The organism is Pseudomonas sp. C321 (assembly GCF_055407105.1).
The window spans coordinates 633,405-655,471 of the sequence record NZ_JBUZRB010000001.1; the positions used below are offsets into that span (position 1 = coordinate 633,405).

Sequence of the window (22,067 nt, forward strand, 5' to 3'; positions counted from 1 at the left end):
ATCAGCGTCTCTTCAGGTAACCGCTGGTGGAGCTGCGGCGTGGGGGGGGTGCAGCGGGTCGCGATTGGGCGACCGGGGCAACAGGTTGCGACTGCCTCGCTGCAACTGGTTCAGGTGTTTCGTTGTCGTCGAGGCGCTCACCCTGCACAGGCTTGATGCCCAGCGCTTCGTCAAACAAGCCGGACTGAGCCAGCGACTGCCGCACCCGTTCCCAGTCGTGTTCCTGGTAACGGTTGATTCCCAGGTAATGGGCCATTGCCAGGCAGTACACCATCAGGTCGAGCGCTTCGTTGCGCTCGGCCTTACCCTTGACCCACTCAATGCGCTTGTGGCCTCGGACGTAGCGGGCGACCTTGCGCTCTGCCACGCACTGGGCGAAAAACTCGTCCGGCAGGTCGTTGGCAAAGTGCAGCGCGCCCGGTCCGGACTCGAACGGGTAACGGTTGTAGATCCAGTCCTTCGCGGTGTCGGTACCGACAAACCATAGCTCGGCGCCACCGCGCTCGGTCTGGCCCTTCCATGTCACGTCGACCATGGATGGCCGCTGAGCAATCACCGGTTTGCCGGGCTTGCTCGCGCCCTTGATGGCGAAGACGTTGCGCCAGCGACGGACGCGGCAGAACTGGTAGACCTCGTCGGTGTGGTGGCCGCCGGAGTCGACGCCCGTCGCGAGAATCGCCAGCCCAACACCACACGGATGCCGGTAACGAACCTTGAGCTTTTCGTCGAGCACGGCCCATGTGCGCTCATCGGCAGGGTCGCCCCAGATCACCTGGTGGTCGACCACCCAACGTTCCATGCCGACGCCGAAGCCCATGACCATCAGTTCCAGGCGGTTGGCCTGCACGTCGACGGCTCCCGTCAGCATCAGCACAAAGGGCGGCATGGTACCGAGGGTGTACGGTTCCAACCGCGCCCGAGCGATCAGCACCTCGGCCTTGGTTTGCTCTTGCGCGCTGTCCCAGACCTTGGCTAGACGGGTGTTGTAGAACACCTGCATGGGCTCAAGATCGCCTTTAGCCTTGGCTTTTTGGGCCTTCTCAAACTGCTTGGCGAGTGACTTCCAGTCCATCCAACCTAGCGGCGAATACAATGCGTTGAGATGGAAACCAACCGTTTCGCCATCGCCCTCGGCATGGGCGCGCCATTCGCCTTTGGCGAGCATCTCACCCTTGTGGTACTCCTCGATCAGCACATCACAATCCGGGCCAGCGCACTGGTAATGCACGACGCTGTAATCTTTCGAGTAGTGCAGCCGCTCCCATTCCAAGGTTTGCATGTGCCCGCAGCTCGGGCACGGCACGTAGTAATAACGCTGGTCACTGCCCTCGAACAGATCGTCGATCCGTGACGCGCCCTTGATCGTCGGCGAGCTGGAGAAGTAAAACTTGGCGTTGCGGCCAAAGGTACTGCCCCGCGTTTCTGCCAGTTCAATGGGGTCGCCCTCCTCACCGATGTCCACTTCCCAACGGTCAATCTCATCACCATAAACATACCGCGCAGACAGTTCCGAAAGGTTGGCAGCAGAGCCGGCGGTGGTGACGTACAGCGATCCTCCTTCAAACTCTTTGGTGTCCATGGTGTTGCGTGAGTCTCGCGACCGGCTGGAGGCGACACGCTCACGCAACACGGGCGTGGCCTTGATGGTCTTGTTGATTCGAGATGACACCCGTTTAGCCAAGCCGAGGCTGGGTAGCAGCGCGAGGATGTTAGACGGCGCCATATGGATCAGGCCGCCGATCCAGTTCAAACCGATCTGCGTTTTCATCAACTGCGAGGCAACCATCGTGATCACGCGCTTGCAGGGGTGAGCCGGCGACAGGCAGCGCATTGGCTCGCGGGCATACGGCGTGCGCGAGGTACGGTACTGGCCTGGCTCAGCGGCACCAGTATCACGCGGGATCCGCATGTACTCGTCGGCCCACTGGTCAATCCAAACATCCGGATCGGGCCGCAGCCCACGGAAATACGCCTCACGGTACACCTCTGCACCGTCAGGAATTTCCGTAGGCATGGGCTTAACTCGTGGTCAGTGCATGTTCAAGATCAGAGGAAGACATACGTTCAGCGTCCTCCAGCGAGCGCCGGATGGCTGCCGTCAGGTGCCTTTCGATTTGCCAAGGATCGGTCATCGCGGCCAGCTCCGGTGCAAGTTGCGGGGACATCCCCAGCAGTTGGTCCCGCAACAGGCGGCCCGCGTTGTAAGCACCGGTTCCCACGGCCTCGCGATCCACCAGAGAGCCTTGCTGTTTGCGAAAGTTGGCTTGTTCTTGCAGGGCAAGGTAGTGCTCTCGCAGAGCGCGAGACTTCTGAAAATCTGCCGCCTGCCCGACTTGCGGCACCGCAGGTTCTTCGACGGCTGTTTGAGCCTCTCGTTGAAGGCGAAGCCGGTTGTGGCGGTCGGCGACGGCGGCTTTGCTTGGGTCAGCAGACTCGGCCAGCAAAGCTTCGGTGGCTTCCAGCTCGACCTTGCCGTCCTCAGTCAGCACCAGCCGATCCTGATTCGCCAACTTGGAAACATAAGATTTAGCCCAACCACGTCGTGCCGCAAACTCCGTTTTGCTGATTACGGTCATGTTGGAATGTCCTGTTCACCCAATGAATACTGGAGGTTCACCTGTTCACCTCAGTTCACTAAGCTGGTGAACTGTCCGCTAACGCTTTCCCGCGAGTCCCATGCCCCGTGTCCTTCAAATACCGCCAGGGTCCCCGGCAGTTTTCGGCGCACCATTTTGATACTCACCTTTACAGGCCCCGTATTCCGTGACCTCTAGCACATTAAGCTTGGCCGCCGCCCGAGGGCGGCACATCGCACACGCCCAACCGCTTGGCAGCCCAGCGTTCGTACAAGCCAATCGCGACATCAGCACCGGCCATCGCGGTGAGGCAGCCGATGCTGCCCGCCGCCAGGACCGACACCCCCGAAGCGTGGAGCAACATCATCGTGGAGAGTCCGCAGACCACACAGGCACCGGACCGAAGGAGCAACCGGCGAACCAATGACCAACCACTCACCCCCGCCTTGTCGGCCCGCCATGCCTCGCCCGATATGCCGCCGACCAGGGATAGCATGATCACCATCCAGATCGGCATCTCAATAAGCGCTTGCTGCTCGTTCGTCATCGCCCTACCCCATAAACGCGAAAACCCGGCGCAATGGCCGGGTTCAGTGTGGTGGTGCGTGCCGCTCTCTGCGGTCGCACCTATCGAAGATGGGTACTTTTTACAGGTGGATTATCATGGCAGCAAGCTAGTTTTAATGCCATGGAGCAATACGGGTGCAACACAGGTATGACGCAGGTGTGACGGAGGTACAACACATTTAATCGGCTATCGCTTCTAATGCCATGTCCTACCTGTCCCACTGTTCAAAGTCGAAGTAGGACAGCTACAGGCGCCTAAATTCGGGGCTCTGCCCTACTGTCCTACCTTATTTACTTTTCTCTTGTGTATAGAGAGAAAGCTAAAAGCACGCATGCGCGACACGGGCGCGACTACGTGCCCGCTATGCTTACATGTGCATGAGGTGGGTAAAGGCTGGACAGTAGGACAGCCCAGCAACGACGCGGCCTGCACCTGTCCAACCGCACTAAATAGCAGTCGGACAAGGCCGGACAGTAGGACAGTGGCAAGCGGAGTGATGCCAGGGTTCATGCAGCCTTCCCCATCAACATACCCTCGATACTCACATGGGCATCATGCAGCCGACGGTAATAGGTCGGCGCGCTGCAACCGCAGTGCAACATCTTCTGCGAGAGGAAGCTTTCGTAGTTGCAGTAGTGCTCCAACACCACCAGAGCCAGTTCAGGCTCCAAGTGTTTGTTGACGATCAGCTCTATATCCGCCGATTCATCCAGCAGCACCCTACTACCGCGAGTCCCGCGTATCAGCTCGCCCTTGCACTCCATCAGCATGGCGATCATGTTGCCGCCAGTTGATCCGCTGTAGGTTGTTGTCACCGGCGAATGCAGACCCTGCGCCCAGAGTTTGAGCATCTCATCGATTCGCTTAATCAAAGCAAGGCTCCTCTACCAGCTCCGTCTGCAAGGCAGAAGGACGTCCCCAGGCCGTAGGCTTCTGGTAGGCCCACTGCCGTATACCGCTTTTAGCCAGAGCGGGCATTCGCTTCTTCCGCCAGCCGAGACGGTGCATGATTGCGCCCACTCGCATCTGCTCGGGCTTACCCCAATGGCCGAAGTCCAACTTGAGCGCCTGGGTCAAGATCTCGTTGCCGGTGGCGGTTTCTCCAAGCTGCGACTCCTCCAGCCAATTGAGAATCAGCCCTTCCCACTCATCCACCACGAACCGTTCGTCCTGTGCCTCGGCGAACATCCAGGATTCGTCCTTGGTCACCCACCAGATATCGCCGGCCTCAAAACAGAACAATGCCTCGGCCCACAGCTGGTCGCGGATCTCGCGCAGTTTTTCCAGATCGACCTTGTTGCAGAAGACCGGCCAGTAACGCCGGTTGCCGGTGGCGTCCTTGAGGTATTCCTCTTGGTTGGTGGTACCCACGAACACACACTGGCGTGGCACGTCATTCGTTCTGCGGCCGTAGCTCTCCCGATAAGTGTCGGTGGACGCCGAGAAGAACTGCTTTGCCTTGGTGCTCTCGGCCTTGTTGAAGCTATCCAGCTCCCCCAGCTCGACGATCCACTTGCCGCGAATAGCCTGGAAGCTGTCCTTGTCACCGAGGGCAAAGGGTGTGTCCATAAACCACTCGCCACCGAGAATGCCCATGGCCGTGGACTTACCTTCACCCTGCCCTCCTTCGAGGATCATTACCGAGTCGGCCTTGCAGCCTGGGCGCATCACCCGAGCCACCGCCGAGATAGGCCAGCGCTTGCCGACCTTCGCCGAGTATTCACTGGCCTGGACGCCAAGCACATCAGCCAACCAGCTTTCCAACCGAGGCACGCGGTCCCATTCAAGTCTCTCCAGGTACTCGCGCACCGGATGAAACGCATGGTCGTGGGCAACCACGCTCACCGCCTCGATCACATGCGAAGCCTTGACCCGCAGGTTGTACTGCTGCGCGAGCCACTTCATCACCCGCATGTCATCGATATCAGCCCAGTCGCCGGCACCGCCGCCAAAAGGGGCAGATCGCAGCTTGATGATCTTGGAGCTGAATACGCTGTAACCGATCACGCCGGCCCAGCGTTCGTCGTTGCCTAGAATTAGCTCGACGTTTTGCATGTGCGCAATCAGCGAGCCGTTTTCGGTGCGGGCCAGTTGATCCTTCCAACCACCTGCTGCCGGCGGCTTGACCACCGCCAACACCTGGCGGCGAACCGCCTCCAACCCTTCGGCAACATGCAGGTCGTTGAAGTCAGTCCACTTGATCTCGCGCTCACTGGAAAAAACTGGTGCGACCACCTGACCGCCGACAATCAACGCAGCGTTGTCGGCCTTATCTTGACCTGGGTTCCATGGTTCGCCGTTAGGGCGTGTAGTTTTCCAGTCATCGTCGCGACAAATAATCACCGGACAGCCAGGAAACTGCTCGCGCATGGCCTTGGACACCGAGAGCAGGTTGCCCGCATCGAAGGCGATAGCCACCGCCATCGAGGTTGCCATGTGCAGGCTGGCGCCCGTGGCGTAACCCTCACAGATCAACACCGGCTCACCCGGTTCAGGATGTCCGCCGATCAAATGAAAGGCGCCTTCCTTCGACATACCGGCAGGCCAATAGGTCTTGTCACGCCCCGTGTCTTCCTGCTTAGCCGGGAAGATCACCTGTAGACCAACGATCTGATGCCGCACGTTGCTCATCGGCACCAATACCGCGCCAGTGCGCGGTGCGTAACGAACCTTGAACCCAACGATCTGCTTTCGATCCAGATAGGCGCTCTTGCCCTTCTCCGGCATGCGCTTGAACAGGCCGGCTGCACGGTTGGCCGCTCGGCGTGCCGCGTTGGCCGCAACCTCAGCGGCCTTGCGCTTGGCCTCTTCCTGGCGGGCGCGCATGACTTCACGCTCTTCCGGGCTCATGCGCCCGGCCTTCACCTTGATCTTTTGCGACTCACCCGATCGCCAGTCACCGAAACTGCCGAAAATCAGCGTTTCGTTTTTCTCGGTGCGATGTTCGTGGACCACATACCAGCCGTTCTTTTCCTTGCCCTTGTCCTGGGAGGTCTTACAGCGGGTTAGCTTGCCGAACACCAGAGGCTGCTCGGGCTCAAGGCCGTAATCTGCGAACTGATTGATGACTTCATCGAGCATAACGAGCCCTCTTCAAGTCATCCACAGACTGGCACTCAATGCAGAAGGCGCAGCCCGGCTGCGCTAACCGCCGAGCCTCTGGAATCGGTACGTCGCAACTCTCGCAGAACATAAGGGAGTGCAGCACCGTGACTGATTTGAGGGCACTACGAGCAGCAAGTGCTTGGTCCAGGCGCTCTTGCAGCAGGTCATTAGCAAAGTCAGCAATATCAGCCACGGTCATTCCCCCGGGTAGACTGGTTGACGTACGTGGCGCGGTTAAACATCCCCAGCAACCCCCGAATACCGCGAAACACCTGTAGGCGGATCTCGGCCAGCTCCTGATCGCTGACCACTCCATCACCAATGCTCTTGGCCCAGGTGTCAGCTAGATCAGCCACCTGCCGAAAATAAACAGCAATGCCGGTGGTCAAGGTCTCGGGCATGTCGTTGGTGTAGGCCTCTGCCAGCTCCTGCCAGGTCGTGTCGCCAACCAACGCATGCACCGCATCGAGGATGCGACGGTCCTTGGTCAGTTCAAGGATCTCGCCGAACTCCTGAATATTCACGGAGTGGCTGGGATGGGTAGGAGAAAGCTTGTGCTGGAGTGTGGTGGGATTGCGGCCGGTGGTGACGGCGATTGCAGCAGCGCCACCGGGATAGTCCCGAGCAGCGTGGTAGAGCGCCAAATCGAGCGGCAGGACTTCCCGCGTTGCTCGATCAACGCAACTCAAAGCGATTCGGCTCATGGCATTAATCCTTATAAGTTGCCAGTGCCGCGCGACGTGCAGTGGTGATACATTTGCCGCGTGGCTTGAAGAGGCCCAAACGCCGGCTAGATCCTCAAGATCGAAACCGGCACCGTGCCGAGGCGAACAATCCGTTGCTCACCTCTGGCGCAACAGCTGCCTAATCTGTGGTGGAGAAGGCAGCAACCCAAGGCATCCGTGCCTTGGTAGCGCGATTAAGGGAGGTGGTTTGCATGTGGTGTGCCCGCCCCCCTTTATCGCGACCCGACAGCACTGTGGTGGTGTGTGCCGGGAGGAACTGGGCGGCCCTTGGGCCGCCTTTTTTCTATCTACGCTGCAGCTTTCTGCGGGGCCGATGCCGTGAGCAACCAGGTAGCGTCAAACGCGTTGCCCTTCTGCTTTGCAGCGGTAGCCAAAAGCGTGGCGTATTGGGTTTCACCGGTGTAATCGGTGCGTGGAAGGCTGGCAGCCAAGCGCCACTTATTGAGCGCCTGATAGCTCCTTTCACACACCTTGGCGGCGGCACCGATGCCGCCTACTGCTTCAAATGCGAACGCGATGGCGTTCGGAAAATCTGCGGGGTCCAACATGGCAACCTCCAATTATCAACTCGCGGTTGATATTAACATCAACTGACTATTGCGCAACCCCTGTGAGAGTATCAACTCATGGTTGATAAGAACGAATTACGGGCAGCCTTCACGGCGCGCCTACACGAAGCGCTCGACGATGCGGGTGTACGCACCCGAGGTCGTGGTGTGGATATCCATAAGCATCTGAAAAGCGTTGGAGTGGACAAGAGCCCCCAGGCCGTCAGCAAATGGCTGAATGGCGACGCCATCGCTGAAGCTGACAGCATGGTTGCGCTGTGCTCTTGGTTGAAGGTGCGGCGCGAATGGCTGGAGTACGGAGTACTGCCTAAAGAGCAGACCGGTGATAGCAATGTCCAACAACTCGCTTCTGGGCACGAAACTAATGTGAGGGAAGTCACCGGGCGTTTTGGTAAGGTCCCCCTGATCTCTTGGGTACAAGCAGGTGCATGGTGCGAAGCGAACTTTGAGCACCACGATGGTGAGACGTGGCTCTCTTGCCCCGTAGCTATCAGCGGAAGCGGCTACGCCTTGAAGGTAATGGGCGACTCTATGACGAATCCGGGACCAGGACGTAGCTATCCTACCGGCTGCATAATTTTTGTTGATCCAGAAGCAGAAACTAAAACTGGAGACCGTGTAATTGCTCGAGTGCCGCGCACCAATGAAGCAACCTTTAAAATATTGGTAGAGGATGCCGGACGTCAGTTTTTGCGGCCCATTAACCCGCAATACCCAATCATTGATATCACAGAAGAGACACATATTTGTGGAAAGGTTGTTGGATCTTTCATACCAGAATAATCATTTCGCTATGCGCACCAAGCACAAGTTAAATTTCATTTTTCCTAGCTTCTGACACACACCACTCCACTCCATTTTCTTCATACTTAACCAATGCAGATTCGAAGTCATCAGCGCTTAGAGGATTAAAAGCATTCATAATTATTACGTACATCTGTTGCGCACAAAAAATGCAATTTTTTGCTAATTCCTCGGCTTCATTTATCGGCCACTGCTCGTCACCTAGTCGCTGCGATACCGCTCCATGAACGAGCGTAGACCTAACGTCATAAACTCTATTCGCACTCTCCAGTGCGTTGTTAGCTCCGCCGCACTCAAAATCTTTTAATATTTTTGACACCCTGGCCGAAAACCTACTCTTCATACCCTGATATTGAGAGCCGAAATAAAGGCGTTCAATTGAGGTAACATACTTAACTATCGCCGCCGCCGGAGACTTTTCTAGGCAAGCATCTCCAAACCAATTTACTGCATCCAACAGACGACTACTCAACTCAGAGTGGGGCATGAAAACTCGTGAATACTCCAAGACATGTCCGAGAAACATCTTTATATCGTGTCCCTCTCCATGATTTAGATATTCGAACCAGTTCGATGGCCCTGGGGGCGACGTAACTCTAAAAGATAGTGCGCACTGAATGCCTTGCTGATCTACTGACCACATTCTTGCAGTTCGCAGCGCCTCACCTTGGCTGGTGCCAAGTCGAATCCACTTTGTTTGACTTCTGCCAAAAAAAACCCTCACTATATTAAGAGCGGTATCACAATTAAATATCGCATTTTCTAACGATATAGCAAAATCACATTGCTCTACTATTACGCTTGCCACCCATGGAAACTCTTTATAATAAGATACAGACTGCTTAAAATGAGATTCAGCTCTATCCACAAAATCTTTGCCCTCCGTATCATACTTCCGAAGCCTTTCTCTCGACTCATTTAAAAACACGTCCACCTTAGTAAACCTTACTGGCCCTATATTAAAAAAATCCGGACTATCCTCTATAAAAAAAACACAAGGAATGTGATGCTCAAAGCTCTGAAATTTAGACTTTATTCTAGTTACTGCACTTTCCAACATTGCTTTGGCGCTGTGCTTATTCACCTCATCACCCTTCAATACAAACTGCTCACAGAAGGCAGACTTTATACACTCACTGGTAATTGCGTAGCTAACCTTGCCATCTATTTCCGGGGAAAAACTAACAATAATATTACATAATTCGCCAAACCTATCTTCACCCTCTGGGCCATACAGTAGTTCTCTGCCAAATGGCATCTTAAGAGTACAAAAACTCGCCATACGGTGACTTTGGAAATACTTAATTTTTTCCGGCGGAGCCATTCTATGAAATCTAACAATTTGATTTTCTATTTTCTTAATTATTTTCGATGCATGACCAAGCAATTTATCTGTCGCTGTCGATGCGTTCTCATGCTTTTTTCCCGGAAAATTCGAATCTGAATTAGGCATTTTTCCCTCCTGGAGTCTGAATGAGACCAGCAATATCAAAGTACTGGCCGATTGGAAAGCCCAATACCACTCAAAAATCAACCGATGGTTGTTGACTATAAACAACCAATGGTTGATATTCGACTCACTCTTCCACCACAGAGCGAGGCGACACCATGCACACCACAGCTACCCTGCACATCCATCCAACCGCTGATGAGCCGTTCCGCATCCTTGAGGTCCGCCGCATAGCACTTCATTACGGCTGCCGATTCATCGCGTCCAAACCCAAGCTGAAACAACGCCCTGCGTCTGCTCCGTTTGATCCGAATGGCGGAGGGCATGCGGCATGAGCAAGCTCAAACTCGACAACCGCACCCTGATTCTGCTCAAAGCCCAGGTCAACCTGACCGATACCTTCAACCACGTCCTGCGAACCGAACCACAACGCCCGGCCCTGGCCTTTCGCCTGAAAGTTGAGCGCCGCAAAGCCGACACGCACTTCACCGTTGAGCTGGGCGTAGAACGCCACACGCTGACCCTGCCCAACAGCAAGAAGATGCATCTCAGCCTCGCGGACTTCATTGAAGAGATCGTCAACGGACCAGCAGATCCAAGCAGCCAGGTCGAATCAGCGTCCCGGCCACACGCAGACCGCCGCTACGGTGTGTTTGAGATCGAACACAAGCAGCAGGTATTCGAACTGGTACGCACCGGCGGAGCGCTCAGCCTCGACCTGGGTTTCGAGTTGCCAATCAACCTGGTGATTCACCGCAACAAAACCCGCGCAGGCATCACCACCATCATGAGCATCGGCGTCAAAAAACCGCGTACGAAGTGCTTCACGGTGTACGGCAGTGATGCGGAGATCTACTCCATGGTCGCCGAATCCATAAACCACTTGGCTACCGTGGCGACACCCGCCGCGCATGCAGCCTAGGAGGTCAAGATGGAACGTAGCCTGGAAAAAGCCGCGAAATACTTCAGCCTCACCCGCCCCAAGTTGATCGCGCTCATGCGTACGAAAGGTCTGCTCAACGACCGCAACCTGCCGTCTTTCCCCGTGCGAGATCGCGAGTACTTAAGGGTCAAGGAAAGCAACTGGTATCACGAGACCGCCGGCATGCAATACAGCCAGTCGACCAAGGTCCGGCAAGCAGGCATCCGTTGGCTTGCCGAGCAATTGGGGCTCGACCTACTCGCCATCCCGGCACACAACCGTGACGTGGCCTAGGGAGTACGCCCGCCAGATCGTCGCCATGCACACACGCGAGGAGCGCAACGCCGCGCTCCTCGAAGTGCCGGAACATCTGCGCGAGCTGACCAAACGCCATTGCCTGAATGCCTGGAAACATCCTTCACGACTCAAACACAAGGAGGCCGAAGCACATGAGCAACACCAGCCAGACACCGCTACGACTGCTACCAGCGCCGGATAGCTCCACCGTCGAGATGCTGCACCACCTTTTCGGTGATGTGCTTATCCCCTTGGAAAAGCTGCGCGTGCACTACTTCAAAAACCTCAATGAAAAGACCTTCACCGAGGCGATCAATAGTGGCCGGATTCAGCTGCCGGTGACCACCCTGGACCACAGCGTCAAGGCTTTGAGGTATGCACATATCAGGCACGTCGCAGCGCTGATCGACATCCGCGCTTACAGGGCGGATGAAGACATGCCGCGACCACAAACTGATTCAACCAAGCAGGACCAGTAACCCCAACGGCTGCCACCACCAGCCAACGAAACCACTAGGAGCACACCACATGACTGCAATTCAAGTCTGCGCACTAATCAGCATCGTTATCGCGCTCGCGATCCTCTATTGGGTTGGCTACAAAGGCGGCTTGAGTGATGGCCGAGAAGAAGGCATCGATAAAGGAAAGAGCATTCAACAAGCCGACAGTTCAGAAGCGATCCGCAACCTGAACCTCTTGCTCGATCAGTCCAGAGAACACCATCAGTCGCTCTATCGGCGTTACACCCGCGCCGTGGACGCGACGAAGCTCGGCGTGGCTGATCGTCAGCACCTTCTGGCAATAGCCGAAAAACTCAAACTTGCCGCCAATACTTTCTGCGCCGTGAATTCGAAGAACCAGGCTACCCAAGCACTGGCCTTGCGTGATCAAGCCCTGAGCATGGCTGCCCTCCTGGAGCCCGTTGCACAGGATCAAGCCGCATGAACTGGATCCTTACTTACTCCGGCAAACGCTTTGACCTGCTCGAACCCGACGCCGACATGATCGACCCACGGGACATCTCGCACTCACTGGCCCATCTGTGCCGCTTCAACGGCCACACCCGCGAGTTTTACAGCGTGGCTCAGCACAGCTGCATCGTCGCCGAACTGGTACCGGAAGAACACAAACTCGCAGCCTTGCTCCATGACGCACTCGAGGCGTACCTGGGCGACATGACACGACCACTCAAGCAGTGGATTAGCGCCTACCAACACTTCGAGGACTGTATTTGGTGGCGCGTTTGTGAGCGGTTCGACATTGCCCCAGAACTCCCCACCTGCATTCACCAGGCCGACCTGATAGCGCTGGCTACCGAACGCCGCGACCTCATGCCAACCGATCCGGCTATCTGGGATTGCTTGGTCGGCATCGAGCCCATGGTTGAAACCATCCGCCCCTGGTCGGCCACAGAAGCCCGCAACACCTACCACCAGCGACTGATGGACCAACTCGCTATCGAACACCGGAGGAAAGCGGCATGAGGAATAACCAGGACAACACCGGAACCCTATCCGCTTTGCTCCGCACCGCTGATGGTGTCAACACGCTAGAAACAAACAGTCTCTGCTGCGCAGCAGCAGGCATTATTGCCCCTTCCAGCGCCACTGCCGAAGCACTTATACCCCACGAAAAGCTGCGCGGGGCAGCGCTCGCTGATGCAACGCTAAACGCTCAAAAACGCCCGCTCGCGCAGCCTGTTGTGGGATATAAGCACGTTTTTGGACTCATTGAGGCTTATCACCAAGACCAGGCCGAGCGCTCAGGAGGTGACGCATGACCTCCTTCACCCCACACCCCATCATATCTGCCGTCAAAACTCAGTTCGGTCTCGACTTCGCCGGCGAGATCCGCGTGGACCTCTTCGCCGGCGGTGGCGGTGCGACCATGGGCCAGGAGATGGGCACCGGCATGCCCGTTGATATCGCCATCAACCACAATCCCGACGCCATCAGCATGCACAAGCGCAATCACCCTAGCGCCGAGCACTACATCACCGACGCCTACGATGTGTGCCCCCGCCTGGCGACTCGCGGCCGCCCAGTTGCCCACCTGCATGCCAGCCCTGAATGCACCCACCACAGCCTTGCTGCCGGCGGGCAGGCGCGCAGCACAACCAGCCGCTCGCAATCTTGGGTCATCCTGAAATGGGGCGGCCAGGTCAGCCCCCGCATGGTCACAATGGAGAACGTCGTGCAGATCCTCCAGTGGGGCCCGCTGATCGCAAAGCGCTGCAGCAAGACTGGCCGAGTGTTGCGCCGGGACATGACCGTCGCCGCAGCAGGCGAGCGAGTGCCGGTGCAAGAGCAGTACCTGGTGCCCGACCCCAAGCGCAAAGGACAAACCTGGCGCCGCTTCGAGAGTATCTTGCAGTCCATGGGCTACGACCTAATGTACGGCAAACTCAAGGCCTGCGACTTTGGTGCCGCGACGACCCGCGAGCGTTTGTTCCTGATTGCTCGGCGGGACGGCCAGCCACTGCGCTGGCCGGAACCGACGCACTTCAAGAAACCAGCCAAGGGACAGTCAGCCTACCGAACTGCCGCCAACTGCATCGATTGGTCAATCCCATGCCCGAGCATTTTCCTCACCAAGGAAGAAGGCCGTGCTGCAGGCGTCAAACGACCACTGGTGAACAACACTATGGAGCGCCTGCGCAAAGGCGCCAAGCGCTATGTCCTCGAGCACAAGAACCCGTTCATCGTCAGTGTTAACCACAGCGGCAACGACTTGGCTCGATGCCAGTCCGTGGAGGGCCCGGCGAAGACCATCACCGGAGCACAGGGATTCGCCCTTGTCACGTCACAGCTCGCGCCCTTCATCACCGAGCATGCCAATGGCAGCAGCCAGCGCAATATGCCGGGTGATGATCCTCTCCGAACCATCTGCAGCGGTGTTAAGGGCGGGCACTTCGCCCTGGCCGTGGCCTATGTTGCCCAGCACAACGGTGGGTACAACGAAACGCCCGGGCACCACCCAGCGAAACCGCTGACAGCAATCACCACCACGGGCAGCCAGCAGCAGATCGTCACAGCGCACTTGTCGACGCTCCGCAGGAATTGCGTCGGCCGGGGCATGGACGAACTGGTGCCGACCATCACGGCCGGCGCCGAGCATCACGCGCTGGTCGAGTACAAGCTTGCTCAAGAGGTCGAGGCCGGCGCCATGCGTGTCTCTGCCTTCCTGATGGGTTACTACGGCAGCGACAACACCTACGACCTACGCGATCCGGCCGCGACCATCACCACGCGGGACCGCCTGGCACTTGTCACGGTGACGATCAAGGGCACGCCGTATGTCATCGTCGATATCGGCATGCGCATGCTCACCCCTCGCGAGCTTTACCGCGCACAGGGCTTCCCCGATAACTACGTCATTGATCGCGGGCACGACGACCGTAAGTTCAGCAAAAAGACCCAGGTGCTTATGGTGGGCAACTCGGTGTCGCCTTGGCCGATGATGGCACTGGTCAGTGCCAACAAGGACATGGATGAAAGTGAGCTGATGGGAGAAGCAGCATGAGCCTACCTCGCTGGGTAATGATCAGCCGCGCTTCAGAACTCACTGGCTACAGCGAAGATGCTATCCGCCACAAAGTGAAGAACGGCACCTGGGCCCAAGGCCGTGTCTGGCGCAAGACGCCGGACGGCCGCATTGCAATCAACATGACGGAGTATGACAAGTGGGCCGAGAGCGCACCTCAGGAAGCGGCCTAGAAACCGAGCTGGCAAAGCACAAGGGGATTGAGATACACGGCGGTAACTTGCGCGTCGTGTTCATGTGGCGGCGTATACGCTGCCGAGAATCCCTCGGCCTTCCGATCACCAAAGCCAACATCAAACACGCCGCCCTATTAAGGGCGGCAATTCTTCACGAGATTAAAACAGGCCACTTTGACTATGGCCGGCACTTCCCAAACTCGAAGCATGCGACCAACTACACGAGCGCCAAAGACGAAAAGCTCGGGGCGCTGGTGGAGCGATACAAGCCGCTTAAGGCCGTCGACATCACGCCGATGACCGAGGAGAAATACGGTTACGCCCTGGACATCTGCGTTGGTTTGGTCGGTATAGATCGCCTCGCTGGCATTTTGCTGCCTGAAGACATCCAGTTGCTGCGGACTTTGCTGATCGCAGATCGAGCGCCGTCCACCGTCAACCACTACCTGGCGACGTTCGCAGGGTTCCTGGGCTGGTGCGAGACCAACGGATACTGCCGCAAGGGGTTATCGGAGGCCTGCAATCGGTTCGCCATGCAAGGCCAAGAGCCGAATCCGCTCACTCGTGACGAATTCGAATTGCTGATAACTAAAGGCTGCCTCCACCGACAGGACTCGGCGGCGATTACATTGGCAGTCTATACCGGGCTTCGACCAGGTGAACTATGCGCGCTGGCCGTTGAGGACATTGACCTGGATGGCGGGCAAATCAACATCACCCGAGCTATTACCGCCAACGGTACGTTCAAGGTTCCCAAAACTGGGAAACCGCGCTCCGTACTACTGATGCCTCCAGCGCTCGAAGCCTGCCGGGTACTGATGTCGCTGGTTGCCGATCACCCCCAACGACCTATCGAAGTGTTCCAAAATAGGCACGAGAGCCGGCAGGAAAAGGTAACCCCACTGCTGTCTCCGACCACCCAGGCACGCAAGAAGATTATCAACTTCTGGTATGTGCCTACCGCTTGGAATACTAAATGGGCAGCGGTCCAGAAGCGATCAGGCATCCGTCCGCGCCGACCATACCAGACCCGTCATACCTACGCCTGCTGGTGCCTAACAGCTCACGGCAATCTTGCTTTTATTGCCAAACAGATGGGGCACAAAGATTTCACAATGCTAGTAGATGTGTATGCCAAGTGGATGGAGGATGAATCTGAAACTGAGCTGCAGCGCATTTGGTCAGGAATTCAGAAAAAGGAAGGAAGCAACAAAGCGGATCAGAATCTTGAGCCTTGCGAAAAACAAGAAGTAACTTATTGATATTTAATGATTTTTTAAGAAATCAAAAAAAGACGACCTGCTCACCAGGTAAACCGATCGGCTGCGCCGATCGGTTTACCTGGTGAGCATATAGGACGCGAAGGGCCACAATCTTTAAATCTTAGCACCTTGTCAACCAGAACATCAATAAAAACTTAAAAAAAACCCTGCACAAATGCAGGGTTCTTTTCACAAAACCAGTATCACTGGTGAGCTACGATCACAGGTTCGACCCAACCATTGGTGGCGCAAATTTCCTGGATATCTTTAGCTGCACGCTTGTAGGACTCCAAACTCTGTCGAGTCTTAGAGGCGTTAGCTTGGCGTTGCTCATCAGTGATTGGCTTAAGGTCACGTAGCGATTTGATAGTCATCATCCCCACCCTTCGATTTCCTTTCAGATAGTTCTAGACCGGTATCAGGCAGTCTTGGTTCCCATAATAGGCTTCGCGCATTCGATCCATTGAATGGCGGTAGCTTAGCTTTTCATCCTCAACGACCAGGTTGAAAGCCAACGTTTCTTGCGACTCCTGCTGAGCGTAGATAGAGCACATACGCGCAAATAGTTCCTCAAACAGGTCGTCAAAAATCTTCAACTTTTCTTGCATTGGCGCTTTTAGGGGGTGGGCATCTTCCATTTCACTACAGAAGCAAAGATAGCCGCCTCTCTGCCGCCGTGGCCTGTGGTACATCACCACACCCTTCTTTTTCGGGTATAGGGACGTGACATTATGCGATTCGCGCAGAAAAAACCAGAGCCACAAGGTGGCTGCCGCACTCATCACATATCGGCTGAAGGTTATTTCTACTTTAGCAGAGGTTTTGTCGAGCGCCTCAATCAACGCTACCATTCGATCCACATTTCCACCTGCATTGTGGCGCAGATGTATCTCGATCAAGTCACCCTCAGATGCCTTGTTAAGAACGTCGATGATTGGATTGACTGTCTCAGCTGAAATTTGATCTTGAAGCTCAAGCTTCAGCTTCGCGCGAGTATCCTCAGCGCTCTGCAGTTCTACTCCAATATTGGCGTCCAATGCTATCCCTCGCTTGATCGATTTCGGCGCGAGATACTACCAGTCATACAACGCACTATCAATATGACATCAAAATGAACCGACGAACGCGTCACCGCGTTTTCTAGAAAAAACAAAGCCTAAGCTAGAGCGAGTCCTTTCACATGGTACGCTTCCCTGTAGATACGACTATGGCAAACCAAAGCTTTTAGTATTGCGAAATGCCCCAGAACTGCCCCACAACCCGAGCCAAATAGACCGCAAACCACTGATGAATAAAGCAATTTCCGATCTGTCCTCCCACACCCCGATGATGCAGCAGTACTGGCGCCTGAAAAACCAGCACCCTGATCAGTTAATGTTCTATCGCATGGGCGATTTCTACGAGATCTTCTACGAAGACGCGAAGAAGGCCGCCAAGTTGCTGGACATTACCCTGACGGCGCGCGGGCAGTCGGCAGGGCAAGCGATTCCGATGTGTGGGATTCCTTACCATGCCGCGGAAGGCTACCTGGCGAAGTTGGTCAAGCTGGGTGAGTCGGTGGTGATCTGTGAGCAGGTCGGCGACCCGGCGACCAGCAAGGGGCCGGTGGATCGTCAGGTGGTGCGCATCATTACACCGGGGACGGTGAGCGATGAGGCGCTGCTGGATGAGCGTCGGGACAACCTGATCGCAGCGGTGCTGGGGGACGAGCGGCTGTTCGGTCTGGCCGTACTGGATATCACCAGCGGCAACTTCACCGTGCTGGAGATCAAGGGCTGGGAAAACCTGCTGGCGGAGTTGGAGCGCGTCAACCCGGTAGAACTGATGATTCCGGATGACTGGCCCAAAGACCTGCCGGCGGAAAAACGCCGTGGGACCAAACGTCGTGCGCCGTGGGATTTCGAGCGCGACTCAGCGTTGAAAAGTCTGTGCCAGCAGTTCTCCGTGCAAGACCTCAAGGGCTTTGGTTGCGAAAACCTGACCCTGGCCATCGGTGCCGCAGGTTGCCTGCTCAGCTATGCCAAGGAAACCCAGCGTACCGCCTTGCCGCACCTGCGCAGGCTGCGCCATGAACGCCTGGACGAGACCGTTGTGCTCGATGGCGCCAGCCGTCGCAACCTGGAACTGGACACTAACCTGGCCGGTGGTCGTGATAACACGCTGCAATCGGTCGTCGACCGCTGCCAGACCGCCATGGGCAGCCGCCTGCTGACCCGCTGGTTGAACCGTCCGCTGCGGGATTTAACCGTGCTGCAAGCGCGCCAGTCCTCCATTACCTGCCTGCTGGACGGCTATCGCTTTGAAAAGCTGCAACCGCAGCTCAAGGAAATCGGCGATATCGAACGAATCCTGGCGCGGATTGGCTTGCGTAACGCCCGCCCTCGTGACTTGGCACGCCTGCGTGACGCCCTTGGCGCCCTGCCTGAGCTGCAAGTGGCGATGACAGACCTGGACGCGCCGCACCTCAAGCAACTGGCCGTGACCACCAGCACTTATCCGGAGCTGGCTGCACTGCTGGAAACCGCCATCAACGACAACCCGCCCGCAGTGATCCGCGACGGCGGAGTACTGAAAACCGGTTACGACAGCGAGTTGGACGAACTGCAATCGCTGAGCGAAAACGCCGGGCAGTTCCTGATCGACCTGGAAACGCGCGAAAAAGCCCGCACCGGCCTGGCCAATCTGAAGGTCGGCTACAACCGCATCCACGGCTATTTTATCGAGTTGCCCAGCAAGCAGGCCGAGCAGGCCCCGGCTGACTATATCCGGCGCCAGACCCTTAAAGGTGCAGAGCGCTTCATCACCCCGGAACTCAAGGCCTTTGAAGACAAGGCGCTGTCGGCCAAGAGCCGCGCCCTGGCCCGGGAAAAGATGCTCTATGAAGCCCTGCTCGAAGACCTGATTGGCCGGCTGCCACCGCTGCAGGATACCGCCGCCGCCCTGGCGGAACTGGATGTGCTGAGCAACCTGGCCGAGCGTGCGCTGAACCTAGACCTGAACTGCCCGCGTTTTGTCAGCGAGCCGTGCATGCGCATTGTCCAGGGGCGTCACCCGGTGGTTGAGCAAGTACTGACCACGCCGTTCGTCGCCAACGACCTGTCGCTGGACGACGATACCCGCATGCTGGTGATCACAGGTCCGAACATGGGCGGTAAATCCACCTACATGCGCCAGACCGCATTGATCATATTGCTGGCCCATATCGGCAGCTTCGTGCCGGCGGCCAGTTGCGAGTTGTCTCTGGTAGACCGGATCTTCACCCGGATCGGTTCCAGCGATGACCTGGCCGGTGGCCGTTCGACCTTTATGGTGGAAATGAGCGAAACCGCCAACATCCTGCACAACGCCACCGACCGCAGCCTGGTGCTGATGGACGAAGTGGGGCGCGGCACCAGCACCTTCGACGGCTTGTCCCTGGCGTGGGCAGCAGCCGAGCGGCTGGCGCATTTACGGGCCTATACGTTGTTTGCCACCCATTACTTCGAACTGACGGTGCTGCCGGAAAACGAACCACTGGTGGCCAACGTGCACCTCAATGCTACCGAGCACAACGAGCGCATCGTGTTCCTGCACCATGTATTGCCAGGGCCAGCGAGCCAGAGTTACGGCCTGGCGGTAGCTCAACTGGCCGGGGTGCCGAGCGAAGTCATCACCCGTGCCCGCGAGCACTTGAGCCGCCTGGAAGCCGCCGCCCTGCCCCACGAGGTTGCCGTGGCCAGTCCGACAAAGGCGGCGAACAAGCCTGGGATTCCGCAACAGAGCGACATGTTCGCCAGCCTGCCCCATCCGGTGTTGGATGAGCTGGCAAAGCTTGACCTAGACGACTTGAGTCCGCGAAAAGCGCTGGAAATGCTCTATGCACTGAAGACACGGGTCTAACGCAGACGCTTGCAAGCTGATAGAATCTCGCGCGGTTTGGGATGCTGCGGGTTTTTAGCCTGGCCCGCAGACTATCGCTCTCAAACCTCGCGAGCCCTGCTGCAAGGGGTTTCGCTGCCGCCGCCTGAGGAGAAAATTAGAAATGACCTTCGTCGTCACCGACAACTGCATCAAATGCAAGTACACCGACTGCGTAGAAGTCTGTCCGGTGGACTGCTTTTACGAAGGCCCGAACTTCCTGGTAATCCATCCGGATGAGTGCATTGACTGCGCCCTGTGTGAACCAGAATGCCCGGCCGTCGCGATTTTCTCCGAGGACGAAGTCCCGGAAGGCATGCAAGAATTTATTCAGTTGAACGTCGAGTTGGCGGAAATCTGGCCGAACATCACTGAAAAGAAAGAATCCCTGCCCGATGCAGAAGAGTGGGATGGCGTGAAAGGCAAGATCAAAGATCTCGAGCGCTGATAGCGTCGCCGCCCCCCAAAAGGCCCCTTGCGGGCCTTTTTGCATTTCAGGAACAGGCTGTTACTTTTCTGCGGGCAAAAAAAGGGGCGGTTTGACCCGCCCACATTTTTTCCCTAGTCCCTGTGTTCCTTTTCATCATCCTGATGAATCGCATCCTGCGATGTTCCTTGAATCATCATTCCTTGATGACCGTGTCAATCCGTGGACACAGGGCTGATATTAGAGAGTTCCCGATTAAGTTCAACGGTATGCAACCGGCTGGACTACCGGCCCGCCGGTCAAGATCAGAATAAATAGTTGTTATTTTTCAACAAGATAAAAACAAAACAAAATCATTAAAGCCGTCCATCCCTGGTAAAAAAACCAAACACTTACGAAAAAGTAAGCGAATGCTTACACCAGCAACTACGCAAACTCCACCCAGTGCATGACACAGGCAAGAAAAAGCCCCGACACAGTCGAGGCTTTTTTACCTTCAGGTGAATCAGTCGTCGCTGACAGTGATGGTCGGCATCGCTTGGGCGCCCGCTTCCTGCAAAACGATCCGCGCGCCCACGTGCCGGGCCAGTTCCTGATAAACCATGGCGATCGGGCCATCCGGTTCGGCAACCACGGTAGGCTTACCGCCATCCGCCTGCTCACGAATGTCCATGGACAGCGGCAGCGAGGCCAGTAGCTCAACACCATACTGGGTGGCGAGCTTTTCACCGCCGCCTTCACCGAACAGATGTTCGGCATGGCCGCAGTTGGAGCAGATGTGCACCGCCATGTTCTCCACAACGCCGAGCACCGGGATGTTGACCTTGCGGAACATTTCCACGCCTTTCCTGGCATCCAGCAACGCCAGGTCCTGGGGCGTGGTAACAATCACCGAACCGGCAACAGGCACCTTTTGCGCCAGGGTTAGCTGGATATCACCGGTACCCGGCGGCATGTCGACCACCAGGTAGTCCAGGTCGCCCCAGGCGGTCTGCGTGACCAGTTGCAACAGGGCGCCGGAGACCATCGGCCCGCGCCAGACCATCGGCGTGTTGTCGTCGGTCAAGAAAGCCATGGACATCACTTCCACGCCGTGGGACTCGATCGGCACGAACCACTTCTGGTCCTTGATCTTCGGCCGGGTGCCTTCGGCGATGCCGAACATCACGCCCTGGCTGGGCCCATAGATATCGGCGTCGAGAATCCCCACCCGTGCGCCTTCACGGGCCAGGGCCAGGGCCAGGTTGGCGGCCGTGGTGGATTTGCCCACACCCCCCTTGCCGGAAGCCACGGCCACCACGTTCTTGACGTTGGCCAGGCCCGGAATCTGCGCCTGGGCCTTATGCGCGGCGATCACGCACTGGATATCGACCCTGGCCGTGCGGACACCGTCCATGCCTTCAATAGCCATTTGCAGCATCTGCGCCCAGCCACTCTTGAATAGGCCTGCGGCGTAACCCAGCTCAAGCTGGACAGTGACCTGATCGCCCTGGACGTCGATGGCGCGGACACAGCCGGCGCTGACCGGGTCCTGGTTCAGGTAGGGGTCGGTGTACTGGCGAAGGACGGCTTCCACCGCTGCGCGATTGACGGCGCTCATGAGCTACTCCCGAAAAAGACAGACTAAAACAGGCGGTTATCCTAACCGTTCTGCCCCTTGAGCGGGTTGCTTTTGCGGTGATGGAAAACGCTGAAACACCACCACGGGGTGAAATAAATTGCCCG

The 22,067-nt window shown here is 56.9% G+C and carries 24 protein-coding genes; 13 read left to right on the top strand and 11 right to left on the bottom strand.

The window, feature by feature from the left end:
• Position 1 precedes the first annotated feature (1 nt).
• From ACZRJ6_RS03000 to ACZRJ6_RS03035, 8 genes are all read right to left on the bottom strand, one after another.
• Positions 2-2,014 (bottom strand): phage terminase large subunit family protein, encoded by a 2,013-nt coding sequence (locus ACZRJ6_RS03000; RefSeq protein ID WP_463967009.1) that lies wholly within the window; start codon positions 2,012-2,014, stop codon positions 2-4.
• 4 nt (positions 2,015-2,018) lie between these two features.
• A complete protein-coding gene (locus ACZRJ6_RS03005; RefSeq protein WP_463967010.1) occupies positions 2,019-2,576 on the bottom strand; it encodes a terminase small subunit in 558 nt (185 codons plus the stop codon).
• Positions 2,577-2,778: 202 nt separating this feature from the next.
• Entirely contained in the window at positions 2,779-3,123 is a 345-nt protein-coding gene (locus tag ACZRJ6_RS03010) for a phage holin family protein (RefSeq protein ID WP_463967011.1), read from the bottom strand.
• A gap of 527 nt (positions 3,124-3,650) precedes the next feature.
• Entirely contained in the window at positions 3,651-4,016 is a 366-nt protein-coding gene (locus tag ACZRJ6_RS03015) for a PA0613 family protein (protein ID WP_463967012.1), read from the bottom strand.
• The gene (locus tag ACZRJ6_RS03020) at positions 4,009-6,225 is read right to left on the bottom strand and encodes a VapE domain-containing protein (RefSeq protein WP_463967013.1); all 2,217 of its coding nucleotides are present in this window, start codon (positions 6,223-6,225) and stop codon (positions 4,009-4,011) included. The genes ACZRJ6_RS03015 and ACZRJ6_RS03020 overlap by 8 nt, the downstream gene beginning before the upstream one ends.
• Complete coding sequence (locus ACZRJ6_RS03025) at positions 6,215-6,442, bottom strand: TraR/DksA family transcriptional regulator (RefSeq protein ID WP_463967014.1); 228 nt, start codon at positions 6,440-6,442, stop codon at positions 6,215-6,217. The genes ACZRJ6_RS03020 and ACZRJ6_RS03025 overlap by 11 nt, the downstream gene beginning before the upstream one ends.
• Positions 6,435-6,953, bottom strand: coding sequence for a phage regulatory CII family protein (locus tag ACZRJ6_RS03030; RefSeq protein WP_350614683.1), 519 nt, complete (start codon positions 6,951-6,953; stop codon positions 6,435-6,437). Before ACZRJ6_RS03030 ends, ACZRJ6_RS03025 begins: the two co-directional genes overlap by 8 nt.
• A 329-nt stretch (positions 6,954-7,282) precedes the next feature.
• Positions 7,283-7,543, bottom strand: a complete 261-nt coding sequence (locus ACZRJ6_RS03035) for a hypothetical protein (protein WP_463967015.1) — start codon at positions 7,541-7,543, stop codon at positions 7,283-7,285.
• A 78-nt stretch (positions 7,544-7,621) separates the two neighbouring features.
• On the opposite strand from ACZRJ6_RS03035, the gene ACZRJ6_RS03040 reads away from it, so the two are divergent.
• Complete coding sequence (locus tag ACZRJ6_RS03040) at positions 7,622-8,347, top strand: LexA family protein (RefSeq protein ID WP_463993531.1); 726 nt, start codon at positions 7,622-7,624, stop codon at positions 8,345-8,347.
• Between the two features lie 28 nt (positions 8,348-8,375).
• Here the strand turns inward: ACZRJ6_RS03040 and ACZRJ6_RS03045 are convergent, their stop codons facing one another.
• Positions 8,376-9,821: a hypothetical protein gene (locus ACZRJ6_RS03045; RefSeq protein ID WP_463967017.1), complete on the bottom strand. Its 1,446-nt coding sequence runs from the start codon at positions 9,819-9,821 to the stop codon at positions 8,376-8,378.
• A 328-nt stretch (positions 9,822-10,149) separates the two neighbouring features.
• Here ACZRJ6_RS03045 and ACZRJ6_RS03050 point away from each other — a divergent pair, with 328 nt between their 5' ends.
• The 10 genes from ACZRJ6_RS03050 to ACZRJ6_RS03095 are packed head-to-tail and all read left to right on the top strand — an operon-like array spanning position 10,150 to position 16,018.
• A complete protein-coding gene (locus ACZRJ6_RS03050; protein WP_463967018.1) occupies positions 10,150-10,740 on the top strand; it encodes a hypothetical protein in 591 nt (196 codons plus the stop codon).
• Between the two features lie 9 nt (positions 10,741-10,749).
• Positions 10,750-11,034, top strand: coding sequence for a phage antirepressor KilAC domain-containing protein (locus ACZRJ6_RS03055; RefSeq protein ID WP_463967019.1), 285 nt, complete (start codon positions 10,750-10,752; stop codon positions 11,032-11,034).
• Positions 11,035-11,059: 25 nt separating this feature from the next.
• Entirely contained in the window at positions 11,060-11,239 is a 180-nt protein-coding gene (locus ACZRJ6_RS03060) for a hypothetical protein (protein WP_463967020.1), read from the top strand.
• Positions 11,190-11,516 carry a pyocin activator PrtN family protein gene (locus tag ACZRJ6_RS03065; RefSeq protein WP_463967021.1) on the top strand — a complete coding sequence of 109 codons (327 nt, stop codon included), beginning with the start codon at positions 11,190-11,192 and terminating at the stop codon, positions 11,514-11,516. The genes ACZRJ6_RS03060 and ACZRJ6_RS03065 overlap by 50 nt, the downstream gene beginning before the upstream one ends.
• A gap of 49 nt (positions 11,517-11,565) precedes the next feature.
• Positions 11,566-11,982, top strand: coding sequence for a hypothetical protein (locus tag ACZRJ6_RS03070; RefSeq protein WP_463967022.1), 417 nt, complete (start codon positions 11,566-11,568; stop codon positions 11,980-11,982).
• Entirely contained in the window at positions 11,979-12,521 is a 543-nt protein-coding gene (locus ACZRJ6_RS03075) for a phosphohydrolase (protein ID WP_463967023.1), read from the top strand. The genes ACZRJ6_RS03070 and ACZRJ6_RS03075 overlap by 4 nt, the downstream gene beginning before the upstream one ends.
• Positions 12,518-12,817, top strand: a complete 300-nt coding sequence (locus ACZRJ6_RS03080) for a hypothetical protein (protein WP_463967024.1) — start codon at positions 12,518-12,520, stop codon at positions 12,815-12,817. Before ACZRJ6_RS03075 ends, ACZRJ6_RS03080 begins: the two co-directional genes overlap by 4 nt.
• The gene (locus ACZRJ6_RS03085) at positions 12,814-14,559 is read left to right on the top strand and encodes a DNA cytosine methyltransferase (protein ID WP_463967025.1); all 1,746 of its coding nucleotides are present in this window, start codon (positions 12,814-12,816) and stop codon (positions 14,557-14,559) included. Before ACZRJ6_RS03080 ends, ACZRJ6_RS03085 begins: the two co-directional genes overlap by 4 nt.
• The gene (locus tag ACZRJ6_RS03090; RefSeq protein WP_099235973.1) at positions 14,556-14,753 is read left to right on the top strand and encodes an excisionase; all 198 of its coding nucleotides are present in this window, start codon (positions 14,556-14,558) and stop codon (positions 14,751-14,753) included. Before ACZRJ6_RS03085 ends, ACZRJ6_RS03090 begins: the two co-directional genes overlap by 4 nt.
• Positions 14,720-16,018 (top strand): Arm DNA-binding domain-containing protein, encoded by a 1,299-nt coding sequence (locus ACZRJ6_RS03095; RefSeq protein WP_463967026.1) that lies wholly within the window; start codon positions 14,720-14,722, stop codon positions 16,016-16,018. Before ACZRJ6_RS03090 ends, ACZRJ6_RS03095 begins: the two co-directional genes overlap by 34 nt.
• A gap of 407 nt (positions 16,019-16,425) precedes the next feature.
• On the opposite strand, the gene ACZRJ6_RS03100 is transcribed toward ACZRJ6_RS03095, so the two are convergent.
• Positions 16,426-17,055 (bottom strand): hypothetical protein, encoded by a 630-nt coding sequence (locus tag ACZRJ6_RS03100; protein ID WP_443696804.1) that lies wholly within the window; start codon positions 17,053-17,055, stop codon positions 16,426-16,428.
• 262 nt (positions 17,056-17,317) lie between these two features.
• Here ACZRJ6_RS03100 and mutS point away from each other — a divergent pair, with 262 nt between their 5' ends.
• Positions 17,318-19,897 (top strand): DNA mismatch repair protein MutS, encoded by a 2,580-nt coding sequence (mutS, locus tag ACZRJ6_RS03105; protein WP_463967413.1) that lies wholly within the window; start codon positions 17,318-17,320, stop codon positions 19,895-19,897.
• A 142-nt stretch (positions 19,898-20,039) separates the two neighbouring features.
• Complete coding sequence (gene fdxA / locus ACZRJ6_RS03110; RefSeq protein ID WP_463967027.1) at positions 20,040-20,363, top strand: ferredoxin FdxA; 324 nt, start codon at positions 20,040-20,042, stop codon at positions 20,361-20,363.
• Between the two features lie 484 nt (positions 20,364-20,847).
• Here the strand turns inward: fdxA and apbC are convergent, their stop codons facing one another.
• Complete coding sequence (gene apbC / locus ACZRJ6_RS03115; RefSeq protein ID WP_463967028.1) at positions 20,848-21,942, bottom strand: iron-sulfur cluster carrier protein ApbC; 1,095 nt, start codon at positions 21,940-21,942, stop codon at positions 20,848-20,850.
• Between the last annotated feature and the right edge of the window lie 125 nt (positions 21,943-22,067).